This is a genomic window from Litchfieldia alkalitelluris (assembly GCF_002019645.1).
Taxonomy (GTDB): Bacteria; Bacillota; Bacilli; order Bacillales; family Bacillaceae_L; genus Litchfieldia; species Litchfieldia alkalitelluris.
Genome location: NZ_KV917374.1, coordinates 4,362,923 through 4,383,596 on the forward strand (window position 1 = coordinate 4,362,923; position 20,674 = coordinate 4,383,596).

At 41.4% G+C, this 20,674-nt stretch carries 13 protein-coding genes, 20 tRNA genes and 3 rRNA genes; all 36 read right to left on the reverse strand.

Features of this window, described 5'->3' with window-relative positions:
- Positions 1 to 23 precede the first annotated feature (23 nt).
- Positions 24 to 1,001: a tyrosine-type recombinase/integrase gene (locus BK579_RS20420; protein WP_078548696.1), complete on the reverse strand. Its 978-nt coding sequence runs from the start codon at positions 999 to 1,001 to the stop codon at positions 24 to 26.
- A gap of 121 nt (positions 1,002 to 1,122) precedes the next feature.
- Positions 1,123 to 1,196 (reverse strand) — tRNA-Arg (locus tag BK579_RS20425).
- A gap of 9 nt (positions 1,197 to 1,205) precedes the next feature.
- A tRNA-Ile gene (locus BK579_RS20430) sits at positions 1,206 to 1,279 on the reverse strand.
- A gap of 22 nt (positions 1,280 to 1,301) precedes the next feature.
- A tRNA-Gln gene (locus BK579_RS20435) sits at positions 1,302 to 1,376 on the reverse strand.
- Positions 1,377 to 1,418: 42 nt separating this feature from the next.
- Positions 1,419 to 1,492, reverse strand: a tRNA-Gly gene (locus tag BK579_RS20440).
- 203 nt (positions 1,493 to 1,695) lie between these two features.
- A tRNA-His gene (locus BK579_RS20445) sits at positions 1,696 to 1,771 on the reverse strand.
- A gap of 5 nt (positions 1,772 to 1,776) precedes the next feature.
- Positions 1,777 to 1,861: transfer RNA gene (locus BK579_RS20450), tRNA-Tyr, on the reverse strand.
- A 19-nt stretch (positions 1,862 to 1,880) separates the two neighbouring features.
- A tRNA-Phe gene (locus tag BK579_RS20455) sits at positions 1,881 to 1,953 on the reverse strand.
- A 9-nt stretch (positions 1,954 to 1,962) separates the two neighbouring features.
- Positions 1,963 to 2,038: transfer RNA gene (locus tag BK579_RS20460), tRNA-Asp, on the reverse strand.
- A 106-nt stretch (positions 2,039 to 2,144) separates the two neighbouring features.
- Positions 2,145 to 2,221, reverse strand: a tRNA-Met gene (locus BK579_RS20465).
- 34 nt (positions 2,222 to 2,255) lie between these two features.
- A tRNA-Ser gene (locus BK579_RS20470) sits at positions 2,256 to 2,348 on the reverse strand.
- Between the two features lie 9 nt (positions 2,349 to 2,357).
- Positions 2,358 to 2,430: transfer RNA gene (locus BK579_RS20475), tRNA-Ala, on the reverse strand.
- Between the two features lie 11 nt (positions 2,431 to 2,441).
- Positions 2,442 to 2,518: transfer RNA gene (locus BK579_RS20480), tRNA-Pro, on the reverse strand.
- A gap of 9 nt (positions 2,519 to 2,527) precedes the next feature.
- A tRNA-Arg gene (locus tag BK579_RS20485) sits at positions 2,528 to 2,604 on the reverse strand.
- A gap of 29 nt (positions 2,605 to 2,633) precedes the next feature.
- Positions 2,634 to 2,722 (reverse strand) — tRNA-Leu (locus BK579_RS20490).
- A gap of 11 nt (positions 2,723 to 2,733) precedes the next feature.
- Positions 2,734 to 2,808: transfer RNA gene (locus tag BK579_RS20495), tRNA-Gly, on the reverse strand.
- Between the two features lie 4 nt (positions 2,809 to 2,812).
- Positions 2,813 to 2,893, reverse strand: a tRNA-Leu gene (locus tag BK579_RS20500).
- A gap of 35 nt (positions 2,894 to 2,928) precedes the next feature.
- Positions 2,929 to 3,004, reverse strand: a tRNA-Lys gene (locus tag BK579_RS20505).
- A gap of 68 nt (positions 3,005 to 3,072) precedes the next feature.
- A tRNA-Thr gene (locus tag BK579_RS20510) sits at positions 3,073 to 3,148 on the reverse strand.
- A 3-nt stretch (positions 3,149 to 3,151) separates the two neighbouring features.
- Positions 3,152 to 3,227 (reverse strand) — tRNA-Val (locus BK579_RS20515).
- A 34-nt stretch (positions 3,228 to 3,261) separates the two neighbouring features.
- Positions 3,262 to 3,336, reverse strand: a tRNA-Glu gene (locus tag BK579_RS20520).
- 241 nt (positions 3,337 to 3,577) lie between these two features.
- Positions 3,578 to 6,531: ribosomal RNA gene (locus tag BK579_RS20525) — 23S ribosomal RNA — on the reverse strand.
- A 179-nt stretch (positions 6,532 to 6,710) separates the two neighbouring features.
- Positions 6,711 to 8,279: ribosomal RNA gene (locus tag BK579_RS20530) — 16S ribosomal RNA — on the reverse strand.
- 340 nt (positions 8,280 to 8,619) lie between these two features.
- A 5S ribosomal RNA gene (rrf, locus tag BK579_RS20535) occupies positions 8,620 to 8,735 on the reverse strand.
- The 16S, 23S and 5S rRNA genes sit together here with 20 tRNA genes alongside, the layout of an rRNA operon.
- A 439-nt stretch (positions 8,736 to 9,174) precedes the next feature.
- The gene (locus tag BK579_RS20540; RefSeq protein WP_078548698.1) at positions 9,175 to 9,366 is read right to left on the reverse strand and encodes a hypothetical protein; all 192 of its coding nucleotides are present in this window, start codon (positions 9,364 to 9,366) and stop codon (positions 9,175 to 9,177) included.
- A gap of 197 nt (positions 9,367 to 9,563) precedes the next feature.
- The gene (cysI, locus tag BK579_RS20545) at positions 9,564 to 11,288 is read right to left on the reverse strand and encodes an assimilatory sulfite reductase (NADPH) hemoprotein subunit (protein ID WP_078548701.1); all 1,725 of its coding nucleotides are present in this window, start codon (positions 11,286 to 11,288) and stop codon (positions 9,564 to 9,566) included.
- Between the two features lie 28 nt (positions 11,289 to 11,316).
- Positions 11,317 to 13,137: an assimilatory sulfite reductase (NADPH) flavoprotein subunit gene (locus tag BK579_RS20550; protein ID WP_078548702.1), complete on the reverse strand. Its 1,821-nt coding sequence runs from the start codon at positions 13,135 to 13,137 to the stop codon at positions 11,317 to 11,319.
- Between the two features lie 263 nt (positions 13,138 to 13,400).
- Positions 13,401 to 13,577 (reverse strand): hypothetical protein, encoded by a 177-nt coding sequence (locus tag BK579_RS25840; RefSeq protein WP_169891206.1) that lies wholly within the window; start codon positions 13,575 to 13,577, stop codon positions 13,401 to 13,403.
- A gap of 7 nt (positions 13,578 to 13,584) precedes the next feature.
- Positions 13,585 to 13,842 carry a hypothetical protein gene (locus BK579_RS26965; RefSeq protein ID WP_078548705.1) on the reverse strand — a complete coding sequence of 86 codons (258 nt, stop codon included), beginning with the start codon at positions 13,840 to 13,842 and terminating at the stop codon, positions 13,585 to 13,587.
- Between the two features lie 54 nt (positions 13,843 to 13,896).
- A complete protein-coding gene (locus BK579_RS20560) occupies positions 13,897 to 16,032 on the reverse strand; it encodes a heavy metal translocating P-type ATPase (protein WP_078548707.1) in 2,136 nt (711 codons plus the stop codon).
- Complete coding sequence (locus BK579_RS20565; RefSeq protein WP_078548708.1) at positions 16,025 to 16,393, reverse strand: ArsR/SmtB family transcription factor; 369 nt, start codon at positions 16,391 to 16,393, stop codon at positions 16,025 to 16,027. The genes BK579_RS20560 and BK579_RS20565 overlap by 8 nt, the downstream gene beginning before the upstream one ends.
- Positions 16,394 to 16,544: 151 nt before the next feature.
- Entirely contained in the window at positions 16,545 to 17,522 is a 978-nt protein-coding gene (locus BK579_RS20570; protein ID WP_078548711.1) for a ring-cleaving dioxygenase, read from the reverse strand.
- Positions 17,523 to 17,710: 188 nt separating this feature from the next.
- Positions 17,711 to 18,934: an MFS transporter gene (locus tag BK579_RS20575; RefSeq protein ID WP_078548713.1), complete on the reverse strand. Its 1,224-nt coding sequence runs from the start codon at positions 18,932 to 18,934 to the stop codon at positions 17,711 to 17,713.
- Positions 18,935 to 19,091: 157 nt separating this feature from the next.
- Positions 19,092 to 19,181 carry a YjcZ family sporulation protein gene (locus tag BK579_RS20580; protein ID WP_078548716.1) on the reverse strand — a complete coding sequence of 30 codons (90 nt, stop codon included), beginning with the start codon at positions 19,179 to 19,181 and terminating at the stop codon, positions 19,092 to 19,094.
- A gap of 108 nt (positions 19,182 to 19,289) precedes the next feature.
- Entirely contained in the window at positions 19,290 to 19,772 is a 483-nt protein-coding gene (locus BK579_RS20585) for an HIT family protein (RefSeq protein ID WP_078548719.1), read from the reverse strand.
- 148 nt (positions 19,773 to 19,920) lie between these two features.
- Positions 19,921 to 20,673, reverse strand: coding sequence for an SDR family oxidoreductase (locus BK579_RS20590; protein ID WP_078548721.1), 753 nt, complete (start codon positions 20,671 to 20,673; stop codon positions 19,921 to 19,923).
- Position 20,674 lies beyond the last annotated feature (1 nt).

Consider the following 20,674-nt stretch of genomic DNA (forward strand, 5'->3'; position numbering starts at 1 on the left):
AAAATAGACGACCGATTGGCCGCCTATAAAAACTTGCGAAGATTCTCTGCTACTTCTTCTTTTTCTAAATGTAGATACTGCGTTGTAACCGCTAAATTACTATGACCGAGCGCCTTCGATATCTCCACGATATTAGCGCCTTTACTCAATAACGATTTAGCGAAACCGCGTCTAAGAGCGTGCGGATTAATATTCTTCAACCCGTATTCTTTCGCGTATTTATTTAAACGTTTCTGGATGTTATTATGCGAGGCACTATTCGATACGATACCGCCAAACTTCGTGACAAATACGTATTCATTCTTTTCTTTATATTCTCGTCTTACAGCGTCATTCTGCTTCGTTAGGACAGTTAGTAACCGATGTAGGGTATCGTCAAATGGCAATAATAGTTGCTGATGGTTTTTCATGATCTCGCCATCCAGTCGCAGCAACTTATTTTCGAAATCAATATGCCTATTCTCCAAGTGAACAATCGTATTTATACGGATACCAGTCTTATACATTAATAACGCAGCAGTAGCGTCTCTTAATTGAACGAAGTCATTTAAGTCGAGCACCGATAGTAAGACTTTAATATCTTTATCTGTTGCTCCTTCTTTAACGTTGTTATCGACCTTCACGTTAATCGTTTTCCAGTAACGAGTCTTTATCCATCCGTTATCAAAACAACGCGATAGGAAGGCTTTAATACACTTCAGGCGTGTTAATTTCGACTGGTTAGATACATTCTGCTTCGCGAGGTATTCGTAAATACGATCCGCGTTGATTTCGTCTAAGTACGTTAGCCCGGTCAATTTAACGAAGTAATTAACGTGTATGTTGTAGTCACCGATGGTTCTCGGTCTATTACCGCTGATTTCCATTTGTCGGCTGACCGTGTCTAACGCTTGACTAATTGTTAGCCGAGTTGTGTCGACTTTTTCTTTTATCGGTTGAGCTGGCGAAAAGATATCGTTGAGCTCGTCCGTAACTGTAAATATTTGCTTCTTTTTCGGCATGAAAAAACCTCCTATATCGCAATGAAATATCGAGTGCATTTCGGTATTTGACCGATGCATTGACCGTTTCATTTAACGTTATAGAAGGTTGATTTGACGGGCTTTATCGCCTTTTTTGTGACGCGCCTTAGAGGATTCGAACCTCTGACACACGGCTTAGAAGGCCGTTGCTCTATCCAACTGAGCTAAAGGCGCAGAATATAATGGGCCTAAGTGGACTCGAACCACCGACCTCACGCTTATCAGGCGTGCGCTCTAACCAGCTGAGCTATAGGCCCTTGAAAGGGATGAATATTAAAATGGCTGGGCTAGCTGGATTTGAACCAACGCATGACGGAGTCAAAGTCCGTTGCCTTACCGCTTGGCTATAGCCCATTGAGTTAGCAAGAGGATATTCTATAGATATCATTGTATGTATGGAGCGGGTGATGAGAATCGAACTCACGACATCAGCTTGGAAGGCTGAGGTTTTACCATTAAACTACACCCGCATTAATTATTATAATATTAGATAGCCTTTAGAGCCTTACTATGGCCTTACATGCTTCTTCCTCTTCTATCATAGAAGTGAATGCGTCGAAGCAACTCGAAGATTATTCATGGATGTATTGCTTGTGGCTGAGGTTTTACCATTAAACTACACCCGCATCAATTTAATAAGGTTTATTTTTAAACTATACCCGAAAAAGTTATATGGGGCGACTGATGGGAATCGAACCCACGAATGTCGGAACCACAATCCGATGCGTTAACCACTTCGCCACAACCGCCATAATGGTGGAGGGGGACGGATTCGAACCGCCGAACCCTCAGGGAGCGGATTTACAGTCCGCCGCGTTTAGCCACTTCGCTACCCCTCCAATTTTAATAAATACCAGATGGCTCGGGACGGAATCGAACCGCCGACACATGGATTTTCAGTCCATTGCTCTACCGACTGAGCTACCGAGCCAAATTTAAATGGCGGTCCCGACCGGGATCGAACCGGCGATCTCCTGCGTGACAGGCAGGCATGTTAACCGCTACACCACGGGACCTTAATTAATTTTAACTTGATTAAGACATTTACTTAGTAAATTTGTTTAGAAAATCTTCGGTATTTTTCGCAAAACGCCATGTAAGTATTACAAGTAAGTAAGCGTTTGGTTGCGGGGACAGGATTTGAACCTGCGACCTTCGGGTTATGAGCCCGACGAGCTACCAGACTGCTCCACCCCGCGATGATAAGAATTATTGAATTATATCAAAATTATATGGCGGAGGAAGAGGGATTCGAACCCCCGCGGGCTTTAACACCCCTGTCGGTTTTCAAGACCGATCCCTTCAGCCGGACTTGGGTATTCCTCCGTATATAAGTGGAGCCTAGCGGGATCGAACCGCTGACCTCCTGCGTGCAAGGCAGGCGCTCTCCCAGCTGAGCTAAGGCCCCAAATGAAATAGTGGTCGGGAAGACAGGATTCGAACCTGCGACCCCTTGGTCCCAAACCAAGTGCTCTACCAAGCTGAGCTACTTCCCGTTAAAAATATGGCGCGCCCGACAGGAGTCGAACCCATAACCTTCTGATCCGTAGTCAGACGCTCTATCCAATTGAGCTACGGGCGCTTTATATTTGTTTCTATCGTAAAAATCTTTGGTGCCGAGGACCGGAATCGAACCGGTACGGTAGTCACCTACCGCAGGATTTTAAGTCCTGTGCGTCTGCCAGTTCCGCCACCCCGGCACAGTTGAATCTGGAGCGGAAGACGGGATTCGAACCCGCGACCCCCACCTTGGCAAGGTGGTGTTCTACCACTGAACTACTTCCGCATAATGCGGGTGAAGGGACTCGAACCCCCACGTCAAAGACACTAGATCCTAAGTCTAGCGCGTCTGCCAATTCCGCCACACCCGCAAATTGTGAGTTATTTTGTAATCACTAAAAAACTTTGGTGAGCCATGAAGGACTCGAACCTTCGACCCTCTGATTAAAAGTCAGATGCTCTACCGACTGAGCTAATGGCTCAAAATAGAAATATATTTTGAAATATACTCGGTAATAAATGAAGTTTTGTATTATATCTTGTGAATAAGTGGTGCCGGCGAAAGGAGTCGAACCCTCGACCTACTGATTACAAGTCAGTTGCTCTACCAACTGAGCTACACCGGCATATGGTGGAGGATGACGGGATCGAACCGCCGACCCCCTGCTTGTAAGGCAGGTGCTCTCCCAGCTGAGCTAATCCTCCAAAAAATAAGTTATTTACATATATCAAAGAAATTTGGTGACCCGTACGGGATTCGAACCCGTGTTACCGCCGTGAAAGGGCGGTGTCTTAACCGCTTGACCAACGGGCCATCTATAAACTCAAGTACTATTTTAGTATAACATACACAAAATAGCCTGTCAACTTCTGCGAAGTTTTTTTATTGATTTTTTATTCAATCTTGAAGAACATTTCCTATCTTACAATCTTTCATGAAGATGTTCAATAGGGAATTCATTCCTTCAAAACTAGATAACGTTCATACATTCATTTTGAATCTAGCTCCAGAAAGCACATCCTATGGATGTAAATTGGCTTCTTCGCTTTTTAGTTTGGTTAAGTCCTCGATCGATTAGTATCAGTCAGCTACACACGTCACCGTGCTTCCACCTCTGACCTATCAACCTCGTCATCTTCGAGGGATCTTACTAGCTTGCGCTATGGGAAATCTCATCTTGAGGGGGGCTTCATGCTTAGATGCTTTCAGCACTTATCCCGTCCACACATAGCTACCCAGCGATGCCCTTGGCAGAACAACTGGTACACCAGCGGTGTGTCCATCCCGGTCCTCTCGTACTAAGGACAGCTCCTCTCAAATTTCCTACGCCCACGACGGATAGGGACCGAACTGTCTCACGACGTTCTGAACCCAGCTCGCGTACCGCTTTAATGGGCGAACAGCCCAACCCTTGGGACCGACTACAGCCCCAGGATGCGATGAGCCGACATCGAGGTGCCAAACCTCCCCGTCGATGTGGACTCTTGGGGGAGATAAGCCTGTTATCCCCGGGGTAGCTTTTATCCGTTGAGCGATGGCCCTTCCATGCGGAACCACCGGATCACTAAGCCCGACTTTCGTCCCTGCTCGACTTGTAGGTCTCGCAGTCAAGCTCCCTTGTGCCTTTACACTCTACGAATGATTTCCAACCATTCTGAGGGAACCTTTGGGCGCCTCCGTTACATTTTAGGAGGCGACCGCCCCAGTCAAACTGCCCACCTGACACTGTCTCCCATGCCGATTTAGGCATGTGGGTTAGAATTTCAATACAGCCAGGGTAGTATCCCACCGACGCCTCCACCGAAGCTGGCGCTCCGGCTTCTAAGGCTCCTACCTATCCTGTACAAGCTGTACCAAAATTCAATATCAGGCTACAGTAAAGCTCCACGGGGTCTTTCCGTCCTGTCGCGGGTAACCTGCATCTTCACAGGTACTATAATTTCACCGAGTCTCTCGTTGAGACAGTGCCCAGATCGTTACACCTTTCGTGCGGGTCGGAACTTACCCGACAAGGAATTTCGCTACCTTAGGACCGTTATAGTTACGGCCGCCGTTTACTGGGGCTTCGATTCAAAGCTTCTCTTGCGATAACCTCTCCTCTTAACCTTCCAGCACCGGGCAGGTGTCAGCCCCTATACTTCGCCTTGCGGCTTCGCAGAGACCTGTGTTTTTGCTAAACAGTCGCCTGGGCCTATTCACTGCGGCTTATCAGGGCTATTCACCCTAATAAGCACCCCTTCTCCCGAAGTTACGGGGTCATTTTGCCGAGTTCCTTAACGAGAGTTCTCTCGAACACCTTAGGATTCTCTCCTCGCCTACCTGTGTCGGTTTGCGGTACGGGCACCTCTCACCTCGCTAGAGGCTTTTCTTGGCAGTGTGAAATCAGGAACTTCGGTACTTTATTTCCCTCGCCATCACAGCTCAGCCTTAACGATTCGCGGATTTGCCTACGAATCAGCCTTACTGCTTGGACGCGCATATCCAACAGCGCGCTTACCCTATCCTTCTGCGTCCCCCCATTGCTCAAACGGTGAGGAGGTGGTACAGGAATTTCAACCTGTTGTCCATCGCCTACGCCTTTCGGCCTCGGCTTAGGTCCCGACTTACCCTGAGCGGACGAGCCTTCCTCAGGAAACCTTAGGCATACGGTGGAGGGGATTCTCACCCCTCTTTCGCTACTCATACCGGCATTCTCACTTCTAAGCGCTCCACCAGTCCTTCCGGTCTGACTTCACTGCACTTAGAACGCTCTCCTACCATTGTTCTAAAAGAACAATCCACAGCTTCGGTGATACGTTTAGCCCCGGTACATTTTCGGCGCAGAGTCACTCGACCAGTGAGCTATTACGCACTCTTTAAATGGTGGCTGCTTCTAAGCCAACATCCTGGTTGTCTGGGCAACTCCACATCCTTTTCCACTTAACGTATACTTTGGGACCTTAGCTGGTGGTCTGGGCTGTTTCCCTCTTGACTACGGATCTTATCACTCGCAGTCTGACTCCTGAATATAAGTCTTTGGCATTCGGAGTTTGACTGAATTCGGTAACCCGTTGGGGGCCCCTAGTCCAATCAGTGCTCTACCTCCAAGACTCTAAATTCAAGGCTAGCCCTAAAGCTATTTCGGAGAGAACCAGCTATCTCCAAGTTCGATTGGAATTTCTCCGCTACCCACACCTCATCCCCGCACTTTTCAACGTGCGTGGGTTCGGGCCTCCATTCAGTGTTACCTGAACTTCACCCTGGACATGGGTAGATCACCTGGTTTCGGGTCTACAACCACGTACTCATGCGCCCTACTTAAGACTCGCTTTCGCTGCGGCTCCGTCTTATCAACTTAACCTTGCACGTGATCGTAACTCGCCGGTTCATTCTACAAAAGGCACGCCATCACCCTGATATTTTCCGAAGGAAAAATCATAGGGCTCTGACTACTTGTAGGCACACGGTTTCAGGATCTCTTTCACTCCCCTTCCGGGGTGCTTTTCACCTTTCCCTCACGGTACTGGTTCACTATCGGTCACTAGGGAGTATTTAGCCTTGGGAGATGGTCCTCCCTGCTTCCGACGGGATTTCTCGTGTCCCGCCGTACTCAGGATCCACTCTAGAGAGAACGAAGTTTCGACTACAGGGCTGTTACCTTCTGTGGCTGATCTTTCCAGATCACTTCATCTACCTCGTTCTTTTGTAACTCCGTACAGAGTGTCCTACAACCCCAAGAGGCAAGCCTCTTGGTTTGGGCTATTTTCCGTTTCGCTCGCCGCTACTCAGGAAATCGCGTTTGCTTTCTCTTCCTCCGGGTACTTAGATGTTTCAGTTCCCCGGGTTTACCTTCAACTACCCTATGAATTCAGGTAGAGATACTACTCCATTACGAGCAGTGGGTTTCCCCATTCGGAAATCTTCGGATCAAAGCTTACTTACAGCTCCCCGAAGCATATCGGTGTTAGTCCCGTCCTTCATCGGCTCCTAGTGCCAAGGCATCCACCGTGCGCCCTTACTAACTTAACCTAAGTTAAAGTCGTAAAAACTTTACAGTTTATTACTTTGGTTTTAATTCTTAATGAATGTCTTGTTACGTTATCTAGTTTTCAAGGTACGAATTCTAATAGAAGGAAAGTTCCTTCAAAACTGACCACAATAAATCAAGCGTCTTTTTATGAATCTCATAAGAGATTCAGTTTCCTTAGAAAGGAGGTGATCCAGCCGCACCTTCCGATACGGCTACCTTGTTACGACTTCACCCCAATCATCTGTCCCACCTTAGGCGGCTGGCTCCTAGATGAAACAAGTTTCATCTTAGGTTACCCCACCGACTTCGGGTGTTACAAACTCTCGTGGTGTGACGGGCGGTGTGTACAAGGCCCGGGAACGTATTCACCGCGGCATGCTGATCCGCGATTACTAGCGATTCCAGCTTCATGCAGGCGAGTTGCAGCCTGCAATCCGAACTGAGAATGGTTTTATGGGATTCGCTTAACCTCGCGGTTTTGCTGCCCTTTGTACCATCCATTGTAGCACGTGTGTAGCCCAGGTCATAAGGGGCATGATGATTTGACGTCATCCCCACCTTCCTCCGGTTTGTCACCGGCAGTCACCTTAGAGTGCCCAACTGAATGCTGGCAACTAAGATCAAGGGTTGCGCTCGTTGCGGGACTTAACCCAACATCTCACGACACGAGCTGACGACAACCATGCACCACCTGTCACCTTTGTCCCCGAAGGGAAAACTCTATCTCTAGAGCGGTCATAGGGATGTCAAGACCTGGTAAGGTTCTTCGCGTTGCTTCGAATTAAACCACATGCTCCACCGCTTGTGCGGGCCCCCGTCAATTCCTTTGAGTTTCAGTCTTGCGACCGTACTCCCCAGGCGGAGTGCTTAATGCGTTTGCTGCAGCACTAAGGGGCGGAAACCCCCTAACACTTAGCACTCATCGTTTACGGCGTGGACTACCAGGGTATCTAATCCTGTTCGCTCCCCACGCTTTCGCTCCTCAGCGTCAGTTACAGACCAGAGAGTCGCCTTCGCCACTGGTGTTCCTCCACATCTCTACGCATTTCACCGCTACACGTGGAATTCCACTCTCCTCTTCTGCACTCAAGTCTCCCAGTTTCCAATGACCCTCCCCGGTTGAGCCGGGGGCTTTCACATCAGACTTAAAAGACCGCCTGCGAGCGCTTTACGCCCAATAATTCCGGATAACGCTTGCCACCTACGTATTACCGCGGCTGCTGGCACGTAGTTAGCCGTGGCTTTCTGGTTAAGTACCGTCAAGGTACGAGCAGTTACTCTCGTACTTGTTCTTCCTTAACAACAGAACTTTACGACCCGAAGGCCTTCATCGTTCACGCGGCGTTGCTCCGTCAGACTTTCGTCCATTGCGGAAGATTCCCTACTGCTGCCTCCCGTAGGAGTCTGGGCCGTGTCTCAGTCCCAGTGTGGCCGATCACCCTCTCAGGTCGGCTACGCATCGTTGCCTTGGTGAGCCGTTACCTCACCAACTAGCTAATGCGCCGCGGGCCCATCTGTAAGTGATAGCCGAAACCATCTTTTAATAGAGAACCATGAGGTTCTTTATATTATCCGGTATTAGCTCCGGTTTCCCGAAGTTATCCCAGTCTTACAGGCAGGTTGCCCACGTGTTACTCACCCGTCCGCCGCTAATTAAAGGAAGCAAGCTTCCTTTAATCCGCTCGACTTGCATGTATTAGGCACGCCGCCAGCGTTCATCCTGAGCCAGGATCAAACTCTCCAATAAGAGATATTTGATTGCTCAAATAAAAAATTAAAAATAGATTAAACGTTGACGCTTGTTTATTGTGTTCAGTTTTCAAAGAACTTTTTTAAAAACAACTTTATTAAGTTACCACTTTGGATTATTAATGTCAACATGTTTTTCACCAACAAAAACTTTTGTTAGATCAAACGAGTTAACTTAATCATTATATCATAATACTTCTTCTTTGTCAACTTCTGTGAAGTTAACTTAGAAAATAAAAAGCAATCTTTAGGAGATTACTTGTTTCTTACGAGACAATAACCATCTTACCATATGCATTTCTCAATGTCAACTTCTACGAAGTTGTAAAATATGGTAAGCCTAGCGACGTCCTACTCTCACAGGGGGAATCCCCCAACTACCATCGGCGCTGAAGAGCTTAACTTCCGTGTTCGGTATGGGAACGGGTGTGACCTCTTCGCCATCATCACTAGACTTTATTAAAAAAGAATTACGAATTCAACTTTATTATCATATCACATGACTTGTCGTCCGTCAACTTCTGTGAAGTGTTTAACTTCTAATTAATTTATTCATATCTTGTTTCTTAAGATGAATTTTTATCTTATCATACGAACTAACTAAAAAACAACATTAATTCAAATGGTATTTTTTAGGACGCTAAAGACTAAAATTTAGATTAAATTTCTTAATCAGCCACTTCTTCATTAGTTGGGAGCTGTTCTAATCTACTCTTTCATACAATAGATACTTCATAATTTTATAAGAAATCTATTTTATTAGTGAACATATTTTTTTTAGGAATATTAAATAGAAATGTAAAATCAATCGAAACTTAAATTGTTTAATCACACAAAAAAATCGACCAATGTCTACTCCCCTAAGTTATGTAAACAGTTGGTCGTATTTAGAATTATTCATTTTCTGTTTCACTAATCAATTCCTTTTGGTACCTTTCAAACATAATCATTTGATAATGCTTGACTAGTTCTCTAAAGACTCTTTCATTTTCCATATTCATTATTGTATAGATTCGTTCAATTTTATGATTATTTGTTTGTATGATTGTCGTTGAATCAGGATTAAACTTTATTATATCAGCCATAGAACCTTCTCCCCCTTATTAACCTTATATTGTTTAATATGCTTTTAGGAACGAATAGGCAACTCTCTAAGTCAAAAATGATTAAAAAGCACAGAACATTCAGAATATTATTCGGCTAAATCATTAACTTTATTTATTGTTTTAACACATATAAAAAGCTTGTAGAGAGAAATTCTCCACAAGCTCCTTATTAATAGTTATGCATGAAAATTAGTACCATCTGTAGTCTCTTTAATAACACCAGTACGGATTACAAAGTCTCCAAAATGCTCTCCTGTTTGGCGTTCTTTTGCAAAATTAGTAAGGAGAACTCGAAGTTCACTAAGAATCTCTTCTTCACCAATATTTTCACGATACATCTTACTTAGGCGACTGCCATCATATGCAGCGCCAAGATACATATTATACTTCCCAGGTGCCTTACCAATAAATCCAATTTCACCAAGCGCGTGACGTGCACACCCGTTCGGACAGCCAGTCATACGAATCGTAATTTCTTCATTGCGTAAACCATTTTCATCAATTATCACATCTATCTTATCAAGAAGAACAGGTAGGTAACGTTCAGCTTCCGCCATTGCCAATCCACAGGTAGGAAGTGATACACATGCAAGTGAACTACGGCGAATGGCAGAGTAGTGTTTACCATCTGTTAAGCCGTACTGTTCTATTAACTCCGAAACTTTTTTCTTCTTTTGACTTGATACATTTGCGATGACTAGGTTTTGATTCGCTGTAAGACGAAAATCTCCTGAATGAATTTTTGCAATTTCACGTAGACCAGTCATTAACTGATAGTCTTCATAATCTGTGATTCTGCCACCTTCAACAAAAAGTGTAAAATTCCATTTTCCTTTCACACCTTTTTCCCAGCCATAACGGTCCCCATTATGATCAAAATGGAATGGTTTAGCTTCATCAAGACTCCAGCCTAAACGCTGTTCAAGTTCAGTCTTTACATTTTCTAACCCTAGTCGATCAACTGTGTACTTAAATCTAGCGTTTTTACGCACTGAACGATTTCCGTAATCACGTTGAATTGTAATAATTTTTTCAGAAACATCATAAATTTGTTCAGGTTTACAGAAACCAATAACCTTAGCAAGTTGAGGATATGTCTCTTTATCACCATGAGTCATTCCCATTCCGCCACCAATTGCTACGTTAAAACCACTAAGCTTTCCATCTTCTACAATCGCTATAAATCCCAGATCTTGAGAATACACATCAATATCATTCGATGGTGGAACTGCTATACCGATTTTAAACTTACGTGGTAAATAAAGTGGTCCATACATTGGCTCCACTTCTGCTTCCTCAACATCAGGCGTGCCAGCTACTTTCTCTTCGTCTAACCAAAGCTCGTGATAAGCTCTAGTTCTAGGTAGTAACTTTTCACTTAACACCTTGGACCATTCGAAAACTTCAGCATGAACTTCTGATTGGTAAGGATTAGGATTACACATTACGTTTCTGTTAACATCACCACAGGCAGCAATAGTGTCTAGTAAAGATGCATGAATCTCTTGAATGGTTTTTTTCATGTTCCATTTTAAAATTCCATGCATTTGAAAGGCTTGACGAGTTGTTAATTTAAGTGTTCCATTCCCATATTTTTGGGCAAGCTCGTCCATAACCAACCATTGTTCAGGAGTTGATACCCCACCAGGTGTACGAACACGAAGCATAAATTGATATGCTGGCTCTAATTTTTGTTTTTGGCGCTCATTACGGAGATCTCGATCATCTTGTAAATAGCTACCGTGGAATTTCATTAAACGGTTATCATCTTCAGAGATACCTGAACTAATACGGTCTAGCATTGTTTCTCTTAGCGTACCGCGCAAGTAATTACTTTCTTCTTTTATACGTTCAACATCACTTGGTGGCCCTTCTGGCGCCTTCAAATTTTGTTTTACCATGTTGGATAACTCCTTTCAATCAAACATCTCAATATACATCACGTTGGTAACGTTTGTTCTGTTGCATCACTGCAAGATATTCAGTCGCCTTTTCACGACTCAGGTTACCTTCTTTTTCAATGATTTCAATTAGTGTATTATGAACGTCACGTGCCATATGCTTTTCATCTCCGCAAATATAAACAACCGCACCATCTTGCAACCATTGGAATATGTCCTTACTTTGCTCTAGCATGCGATGTTGGACATACACTTTTTCATCTGTGTCACGAGAAAACGCAACATCCATTCTAGTTAATACACCATCTTTAAGCCATTTTTGCCATTCAGTTTGATATAGGAAATCCGTGACAAAATGCTGGTCACCGAAGAACATCCATGATTTCCCTTCAGAACCAACTTCTTCACGTTCTTGCATAAATGAACGGAACGGCGCCACACCTGTCCCCGGTCCAACCATTATAATTTGTGTATCAGGGTCAGCTGGAAGCTTAAAGTTTTGATTATGTTGAATATAAACAGGAAGTGAATCACCAGGTTGTAAACGTTCTGCACATAAGATCGAGCAAACACCTTTTCGTTCACGGCCATGGGCATCATATCGAACCGCACCTATTGTTAAATGAACTTCTTCAGGATTTGCAGTTAAACTGCTCGAGATTGAATATAAACGGGCTGGCATTTTTCGGAGAATGGAGACGAACTCTTGTACCGAAGTATTCCAAGGACCAAAATCTCTAATCAAATCTAGTAAATCTCTTCCATCTATATATTCTTTTAGTTTATTCTCGTTACCTGCTGAGATTAATTTTTTCAATTCATCATTCCCCGAAAGTGTAGCGGCCTTCTCAACAAGAGGTTTCGTTAAAACAGTAATTTCAAAATGAGAAGTTAAAGCTTCCTTTAAAGTAACCTCTCCTTGTTTATTTACGGTTACCTTTTCCTCTGAGTTCCACTTCATTTCATCTAGTAACATATCAACTAAAGCCGGATCATTTTCCGGATAAACACCTAAGCTATCACCAGGTTCGAATGTAATACCCGATCCTTCAAGAGATAGTTCAAGATGACGTGTTTCTTTATTTGAACCACGACCATTTAAATTTATATTTTCAAGTATTTCAGCTTTAAATGGATTTGTTCTAGAGTAGGTGGTTTCGGTAACTTGTGGAATTGAAGTAGGTGTAGCAGTTGTTCCACCGCCAGTTCCTTCATTAAGACCACTTAGTACTCCCTCAACCCATTCAGCTGCAGGCTCATCAAAATCAAGGTCACAATCAACACGTTGATAAAGTCTTGTGCCTCCAAGTTCTTCTAACCGCTGATCAAACTCTTTTCCTGTATGACAGAAAAACTCATAAGAACTATCACCAAGCGATAAAACTGAGTATCTTAAGTTCTCTAGTTTCGGTGCACGTCTACCATGCAGGAACTCATGGAATGATATCGCATTATCAGGTGGTTCACCTTCTCCATGTGTACTTACAAGAATAAGTAGGTTTTCGACTTTCTTCAAATTATTTGGTTTAAAGTCATTCATTGAAGCGACAGTGACATTGAAACCCTGCTCTTTAAGAGTCTTCCCAGTACTTTCAGCGAGTCTCTGTGCGTTTCCGGTTTGAGACCCAAAAAGAATGGTTACATCTTTAGAAATCGATTGTACTGAAACTGCTGCTGTAGATTGTTCTGCAGCTGGAACATCTTGCACACTGACTGATGATGCTGACTGAGATGCCGCTAAATAACCACTTAACCACACTTTTTGTGATTCAGTCAAAGTTGGCAGAAGGCGATTTAGGAGCTCTGCCTGCTCCTGATTAAACGGACTGTTCATTACCTGAAGTTGCAACAAAATCCACCTCACAAAAGAATATAAACCTATATTACTTCATTTTCATTAGATTTATTGGTATTATTAATTCTTAGCATTCACTTAAATGTGAAATTATCCTACATTTATCATAGGTGTACTATTCCTATAAGTCAAGTTGGATTTAATTGTATATACTATTTTTAAAACTTTTTATTGGTGAATTATTATATATTTTAAATAATTCAGTTATAACTACAAACAACATATAAAAAAATCCCCTACTTCAGGGGATTTCTTGCTTAATTTATAACTTCTTCATTTTTATCCCTAACAATAATTTCATAAGGCTGACCATTTGTTTTCTCAAGTATATCAGTAGATTGTATTAACTCTTCAGTGACTCGTACAATGTCTTCAGCTAGTTTCTTTGCATTTGAATCTGTTTTGTTAACTGAGGTGTCAATAATATATTGCATTAAATCCTCAGTATATGAGTAACCCACTGCTATTAGAACCAAAAAATAAACTAATCATCATTATAGTCGCCATCGAAATGACAGATACTTTTTTAGCATTAGACTTCTTTGTACCTATACCGACAAACAATACCCGATCACCACTCTTAAATGATATATCCTCAAAAACTTGTTTTCTAGCTTTTAAAAATGGACCGCGATTAAAAATATAATCATAAATGGGCGCCCACAGTTTATAGATCAATTTATTCCATGTATTATTCAAACGATCACCTCAAAATTGGAAGTGTCTCTTTCCTAGAGACACCCCCAGTATCAATTACTTATCCTTTACACGTAGAAGTCTTAACCCATTCAATGTGACAAGAAGTGTTGCCCCCATATCTGCAAAAATGGCAATCCATAGCGTCAACCAACCAGGAACTACAAGTAGTAGCGCCACTAACTTGATACCAATCGAAAAAGTTATATTCTGTTTAATAATATTCAATGCTTTTCGACTAAGTTTTATGGTAAAAGGAAGTTTGCGAAGATCGTCAGCCATTAAGGCTATATCTGCTGTTTCAAGAGCTGTATCCGTTCCGGCTCCGCCCATTGCAATTCCTACTGTTGATGCAGCTAAAGCAGGTGCATCATTTACGCCATCTCCTACCATCGCTACATGACTATATTGTTTTCTAAGTTCTTTGATGAATGACAGCTTATCCTGAGGCAATAGTTCCGCTTGGATTTCAGTTACGCCAACCTGTTTTCCTATCGCATTTGCTGTACCTTGGTTATCTCCAGTAAGCATAATGGTTTTCTTAATTCCTAATTCATGAAGCTTTTGAATAACTGACTGACTACTACTTCTCACTTCATCTGCAACTGCAATTAAGGCTACTATCTCACTCTCAGTTCCAGCAATCATAACTGTTTTACCATCATTTTGTAGTCGACTAATTTCTTGATTCATTTCCTCAGATATATCATAAATTGAAATCTCTTTAAAAAGGGCAGGGTTTCCTACATAATAAGTAATTCCGGAAATTTGGCCTCTAATCCCTTTTCCTGTGATTGAGGTAAAATCTTCTATCATAACAGACTGATAGTCGACTCCCTCTGCCTCAGCTTTTTTCATAATAGCAACAGCAAGTGGGTGCTGTGATTTATTTTCTAACGCAGCTATTATTTTTAACAACTCTGCCGAATTTTCACTTTGTTGTGGTAGATAGTCTGTTACAGCTGGTCTACCTTTTGTTAATGTTCCTGTTTTATCAAAAGCGATGGCTTTAATAGCACCCGCTTCTTCTAAATGAATTCCTCCTTTGATTAAAACACCATTCCTGGCCGCGTTTCCAATAGCTGTTACGATTGAAACAGGAGTTGATATAACGAGTGCACAAGGACATCCAACAACAAGTACCGCTAGACCTTGATAGATCCAAGCACTCCAGTCAGCGTTTAATAATAGAGGTGGAACAACTGCAACGCCTAAAGCAACTAACATAATAATCGGTGTGTAATATTTTGCAAACCGATCAACAAAGGCCTGTGATGGAGCCCGTTCAGCCTGTGCTTCTTCAACTAAATGAATAATTTTTGCAATGGTTGTATCATCCACATATTTAGTAACTCTAATCTCAAGAACACCCTCTTCATTAAGTGTTCCTGCAAATACTTCATGATCTATTTCTTTTGTCACTGGCACTGATTCACCAGTAATAGCAGCTTGATTTACCGCAGACGTTCCTGTTACGACCATTCCATCCATCGCTATTTTTTGACCTGGTTTAACAATCATAATATCGCCTATTTCGATATCCTCTACGGAGACCATTAGCTCATGACCGTTTCTTCTAACCAAAGCTTCTTTTGGTGCAATATCCATTAATGATTGAATTGACTTTCGTGCTTTATCCATTGAGTAAGATTCTAAAACTTCACTTATAGCAAATAAGATAACAACTGCTGCCCCTTCACCCCATTCACCTATAAATGCCGCACCAATAATAGCAACTGTCATTAACGTTCTCATATCAAATCGTAAGTGAAATAGATTTTTAATTCCTGTCTTAAATAGTCTGTATCCCCCAATAATTATGGATGCTACATATCCGAATACTGATAGTATGCTTCCTTCTCCATATATCTCTCCTGTGATCCATCCAACCGCTAAAAAAACTGCCGATATAATCACATTAACATGTGTTTTTATGAAAGATTGTTTCTTTTCTTCAAACCGTTCTCTTTCAGAAACTACTTTAAGATTTTCAAAAGCCCCGGCTTTTTCAAGAGCTTTAATTGTTGTCTCCCCATAAACCGTAATCTTCGAGGCACCGAAGTTAACACTTGCATCTGTAACACCATCCAGGTGTTTGACGTTATTTTCAAACGTCTTTGCACAGCCTGCTCAGGAAAATCCCTGCACACGATAAACATTTTTCTCTTGTGCGTCCGCAACTGTATTACCCACGCAATGCCACCTCCTTTTGATGTGCAAATGCGATTTGGATTAATTGTCTTACATGATCATCATCTAGTGAATAAAAAACAAGCTTTCCTTCTTTTCTATACTGTGCTAACCCCATATTACGTAACAATCTTAAGTGATGTGAAGCTGTGGCTGTTGTACAACCAACAATATTGGCCACATCACAAACACATAATTCATCTTCTAAGGTTAGTGAATAAGCAATTTTAATTCTTGTATCATCTGATAATGCTTTAAAAATTTTTGCAACCTCTAACGTATTTTGCTTTGAAACATCATTTTTTACTCGGACAACCTTTTCTTCATCAAAACAAGTGATTTCACATAATTCTTCATTTTTCATTGTTTATCACACACCCATTCATTCAAACGTCTATTTGACTATTAGTATATGCAAAAAAAACACAAACGGTCAAACATTTATTTGAATGTTTATTGTTTTTTTCTCATAAAAATAGGGTTGCTCCATTAATAGGAGCAACCCAGATCAGTGTCTATTCTTTTACAATTTCTTTTGTGCTTCTCACAGTGTCAATCGGACGAACCATTTTCTCTATTTGATCACGCTTAGGCTCTAAAAATGGCGGAAGTGACAATTTCTCTCCAAGAGTTTCATATGGCTCATCACCCATGAACCCTGGACCATCTGTCGCAAGCTCAAAAAGAATTTGTGGTGCAACTCTCGAATATAGAGACTTAAAAAAGAAGCGATCTACAAAACCAGATGTTTGAAGTCCAAAGCTTTCAATGCGGCTTTGCCATGCATCTAGTTCCGCACGATCCTCTACTCGAAATGCAACATGGTGGACTGTGCCAAAGCCTTGCCTACTTTGTGGTGAATCTGAATCATTTTCGACAATAACTTGCGCACCATTTCCTCCCTCTCCAACCTCAAACAAATGGAGGGATTCTTCTTTGCCAATTTCTTTGAAGGAGAAAATTTTCTCAAGTACTTCCTTAAAATAATCGAAGTGGGCAGTTTTAATAAACACAGGACCTAACCCTGTAATCGCATGGTCTAATGGGATTGGTCCTTTTTCCCACGGAGTCCCTGAAGAAACACCTGCATTGAATTCATCAGAGATTAACTGATATTGTTGGTCATCAAAATCCACAAAAGATAAGGTCTTCTTACCAAATTGTTCTTTAATACCTTTATGCTTAACTTCTAAGCGATCAAATCTTTTCACCCAATATTCTAATGCAGCATCATTGGGTACACGGAAGGATGACTTAGCAATTTCGTTTGTTCCATGAACTCCTTTTGGAATTCCCGGAAAATCAAAGAATGTCATATCAGTACCAGGGCTTCCTTTATCATCTGCGAAAAATAAGTGATAGGTTTGAATATCATCTTGGTTAACAGTTTTCTTTACTAACCGCATCCCTAATACATATGTGAAAAACTGATAGTTTTTTTCAGCACTGCTTGTTATGGCAGTTACGTGGTGTACACCCTTTAGTTGATTCATCTTTTTTCCTCCAGTAAGTTGTTTATAGTTTAGTGTTCCTGACAATCAATTTAAATAATCTAAATAAATATCCTTAAATAAAATATCTTTAATTCGAGATAAATATAACACGGACTAAATTAGCTGTCAATTCGCCCCAGCTTATAAAAGTGGAGAGGATTAGTCTTTTGCTGACCAATCCTTCTTTTTTAACTACTTATTTGATTTGTACTTTCGGTAAAATAGATTTGTTTTGAAGGCATAAATACAACAATCGTTAATGCTATTCCAAGAAGAACACTTACTGCTGAGAAGACAATACACACCAACTGTAAAGAAAATACCTCAGCCATCAGTCCTAGGATTAATGTTAAGAGAATCTGGACAATTCCTTGGGCCATATCTGCAACACTTCCAATTCTCCCCATAATATTGACTGGGACTTGGTTTTGAAAGAAGGTCGCATATCCAGCATTGGCAAATGACATAAAAAAGCCGAGAAATATAAAAGCTAAGGTTGCTGTAATAAAGTTAAATGATGAATAAAAAAGTCCATAACCGATAGCAGTTAGCAACATTCCCCCACCAACAAATGCTCTTAAAGAAAGTTTACTTGATGAAATAGCAGCAGCACTGGCACCTACGATAGCACCTATTCCCGTAATACTTACTAAAAGCCCGTAATCACGATCTGTTAACTCCAGATGCTGTTTAATAAAAGTTACCTCTTGGGAATCTAGAGCAAAACCAATCAACATCGTTACTTGAAATAATAAATAAACGATAATAAAATACTTTGCTGCTTTTGAAAAATCTAATACTGCCCTCAAGTCATTCAAAATCATTTTTAGACCAATTGGCTCTCGGATAGCCCCGTTTGAGTCAACCACATCAGGTAAAAAATAGATAAATCCTGCACAAACAATAAAGGTTATAGCATTTATCCATATAGACATATCCGTACCGACATACATAATTAAAACACCTGAAATGGCTGGTCCGATAAGAAATGCGCCCGAACTTGTCATACTCATTAGCGAATTAAACCTTTTCCGTTTTTCAGCAGGGACTAGTCTTGTTATGTAAACGGATGAACTAGGACCGAAGAATGCTCCAGCAATATTAATTAGTAATAATAATGAATAAATTGTCCATAATGACGAGATAAAAGGAAGTAAAAAGACCAGGATTCCTCTGACCACATCAATGCTAATCATTAACTTTCTGGTATTCACTCGATCAATGATACTTCCTGACCACGTATTAGTTAGCAAAACTGCAATTGGCCTAATCATATAAAGCCCCGCTACTGCAGCAGCAGATCCAGTAAGATTTAAGATAGATAAATTCAACGCAATTAAATAAATCCAATTTCCTAAATAAGAAATCCCAATTCCAGAAATTAATAGTAAGGGGTTTTTCCAACTATTCATAGACTCATCCTTTTCGACAATCATTTACATCCGGCTAACAATACTGAAGATAAGCCTTATGAAACATATAGTTCTCTTTTGCAACTGGAATTTCCTGCTATACACCAGAGTTAAAATAAAAAAGCCGACCATATGAGATCGGCTTTTTCATCTATAGTTAGTATCCTACATAAGCAGAACCAACAATTATTAAAAGAATGAACAGCACTACGATTAACGCAAATCCACCACCGTAAGTGTGACTCATAATAACACCTCCTTAGCTGTGTTACATTAATATTCTATGCAAGGGAGGAAGCTTCGTTTGGGCCATCATACAGTTTTGAAAAAATTAATGAATCCGCCGTTCCAAACCCTAAATTAATGCTGCCCTTAAATCATCAATTGCGTTCATAACCTCTTCCACATCTCTTTCATCATTCATTTCGTTTCTAGCATGCAACAAGACCGGTCTTAATGACTCCACGGAACGCCCGAAGTGATACATCCAATCATATCTTGGCACCATCCAAGTATGAAAGTGATGAGTAGTATCCTCATTATAAAAATAGTATACAAACTCAATTCCTAGCACTTTTCTTTGTGCTTCTCTTATTTTTGTTAAGAGCCTTATGTAGTCCATTTGTTCTTCTTCATTTAATTCATCAAAGCAAGTAATATGTCGTTTAGATGCTAGGATTACCAAGCCTTTAATTGGATAAGCCACATCCTGGTGTGCGTGAAAATGATCCGTTTCCACGATAACTCCTCCATCTGGAACAACCACACCACTTGTTAAAGCACAACTCAAGCATTCAACCTCAACTGTATTTCCATTGGATAATGTTATTCTCCTCATTGTACTCCCCCAAATACTTCTATCTTCTTTTTAGAATTATACTTTGGTTAGAGAATTTTAAAAAACTGGTAGGGAATCATGTGAACTCCCTTACCAGTTTTTAATCATTTATTTCTCTAACACCGTAAACGAAATTGCCCTAATTTCTTCATCTAAGAAACCCGCCTTCAGAATTAATAACCTGTCCAGTAATCCAACCCGCTTCTTCACTTGAAAGAAATGCTATTAGTCTGGCTGCGTCTTCTGGTTGACCAGGTCGCCCCATTAAACATTTCGGTAAAAGTTGTTTCTTTACCTCCTCTGTCATCCACCCTGTATCTGTAGGACCGGGGTTCACTGCATTAACTGTGATTCCAAGTGGAGCAATTTCTGCAGAAAGTGCTACTGTAAATGCAGAAATGGCCCCTTTTGTTGCTGCATAGGCTAATTCCCCAGGCATCGGACCTTGTCCTTGTCCAGAAGTTAAATTAATAACCCGACCAGCAGCATGACCAGAGTCTTTAAAACGGCGAGCAAACTCTGAACAAAGCAAGAAGGTAGACCTCATGTTAACAGCATAATGATCATCAATCGTTTTCGCATTAAGCCCTAAATACCCATCACGTTCAGAATGTGCCGCATTATTAACTAAAATTGTAGGAAATCCTAATTTCCCAGTCACTTTATCTAGAATTAATGTTGCAGCATCATATCTAGACAAGTCTACTATCATATGATGACAACGAACACCAAGAGATTCTAATTCATTCTGAAAAGTAGATGGCCACCGGTCTTCAGACATCCAGTGTGTAAAAAAGATATCAGCTCCTTTACTGGCTAATTCCCGACAAATAGCTGCTCCAATTCCATAAGAATGACTCACTCCTGTAACAATGGCAATTTGCCCGTTAAAATTTGTCATA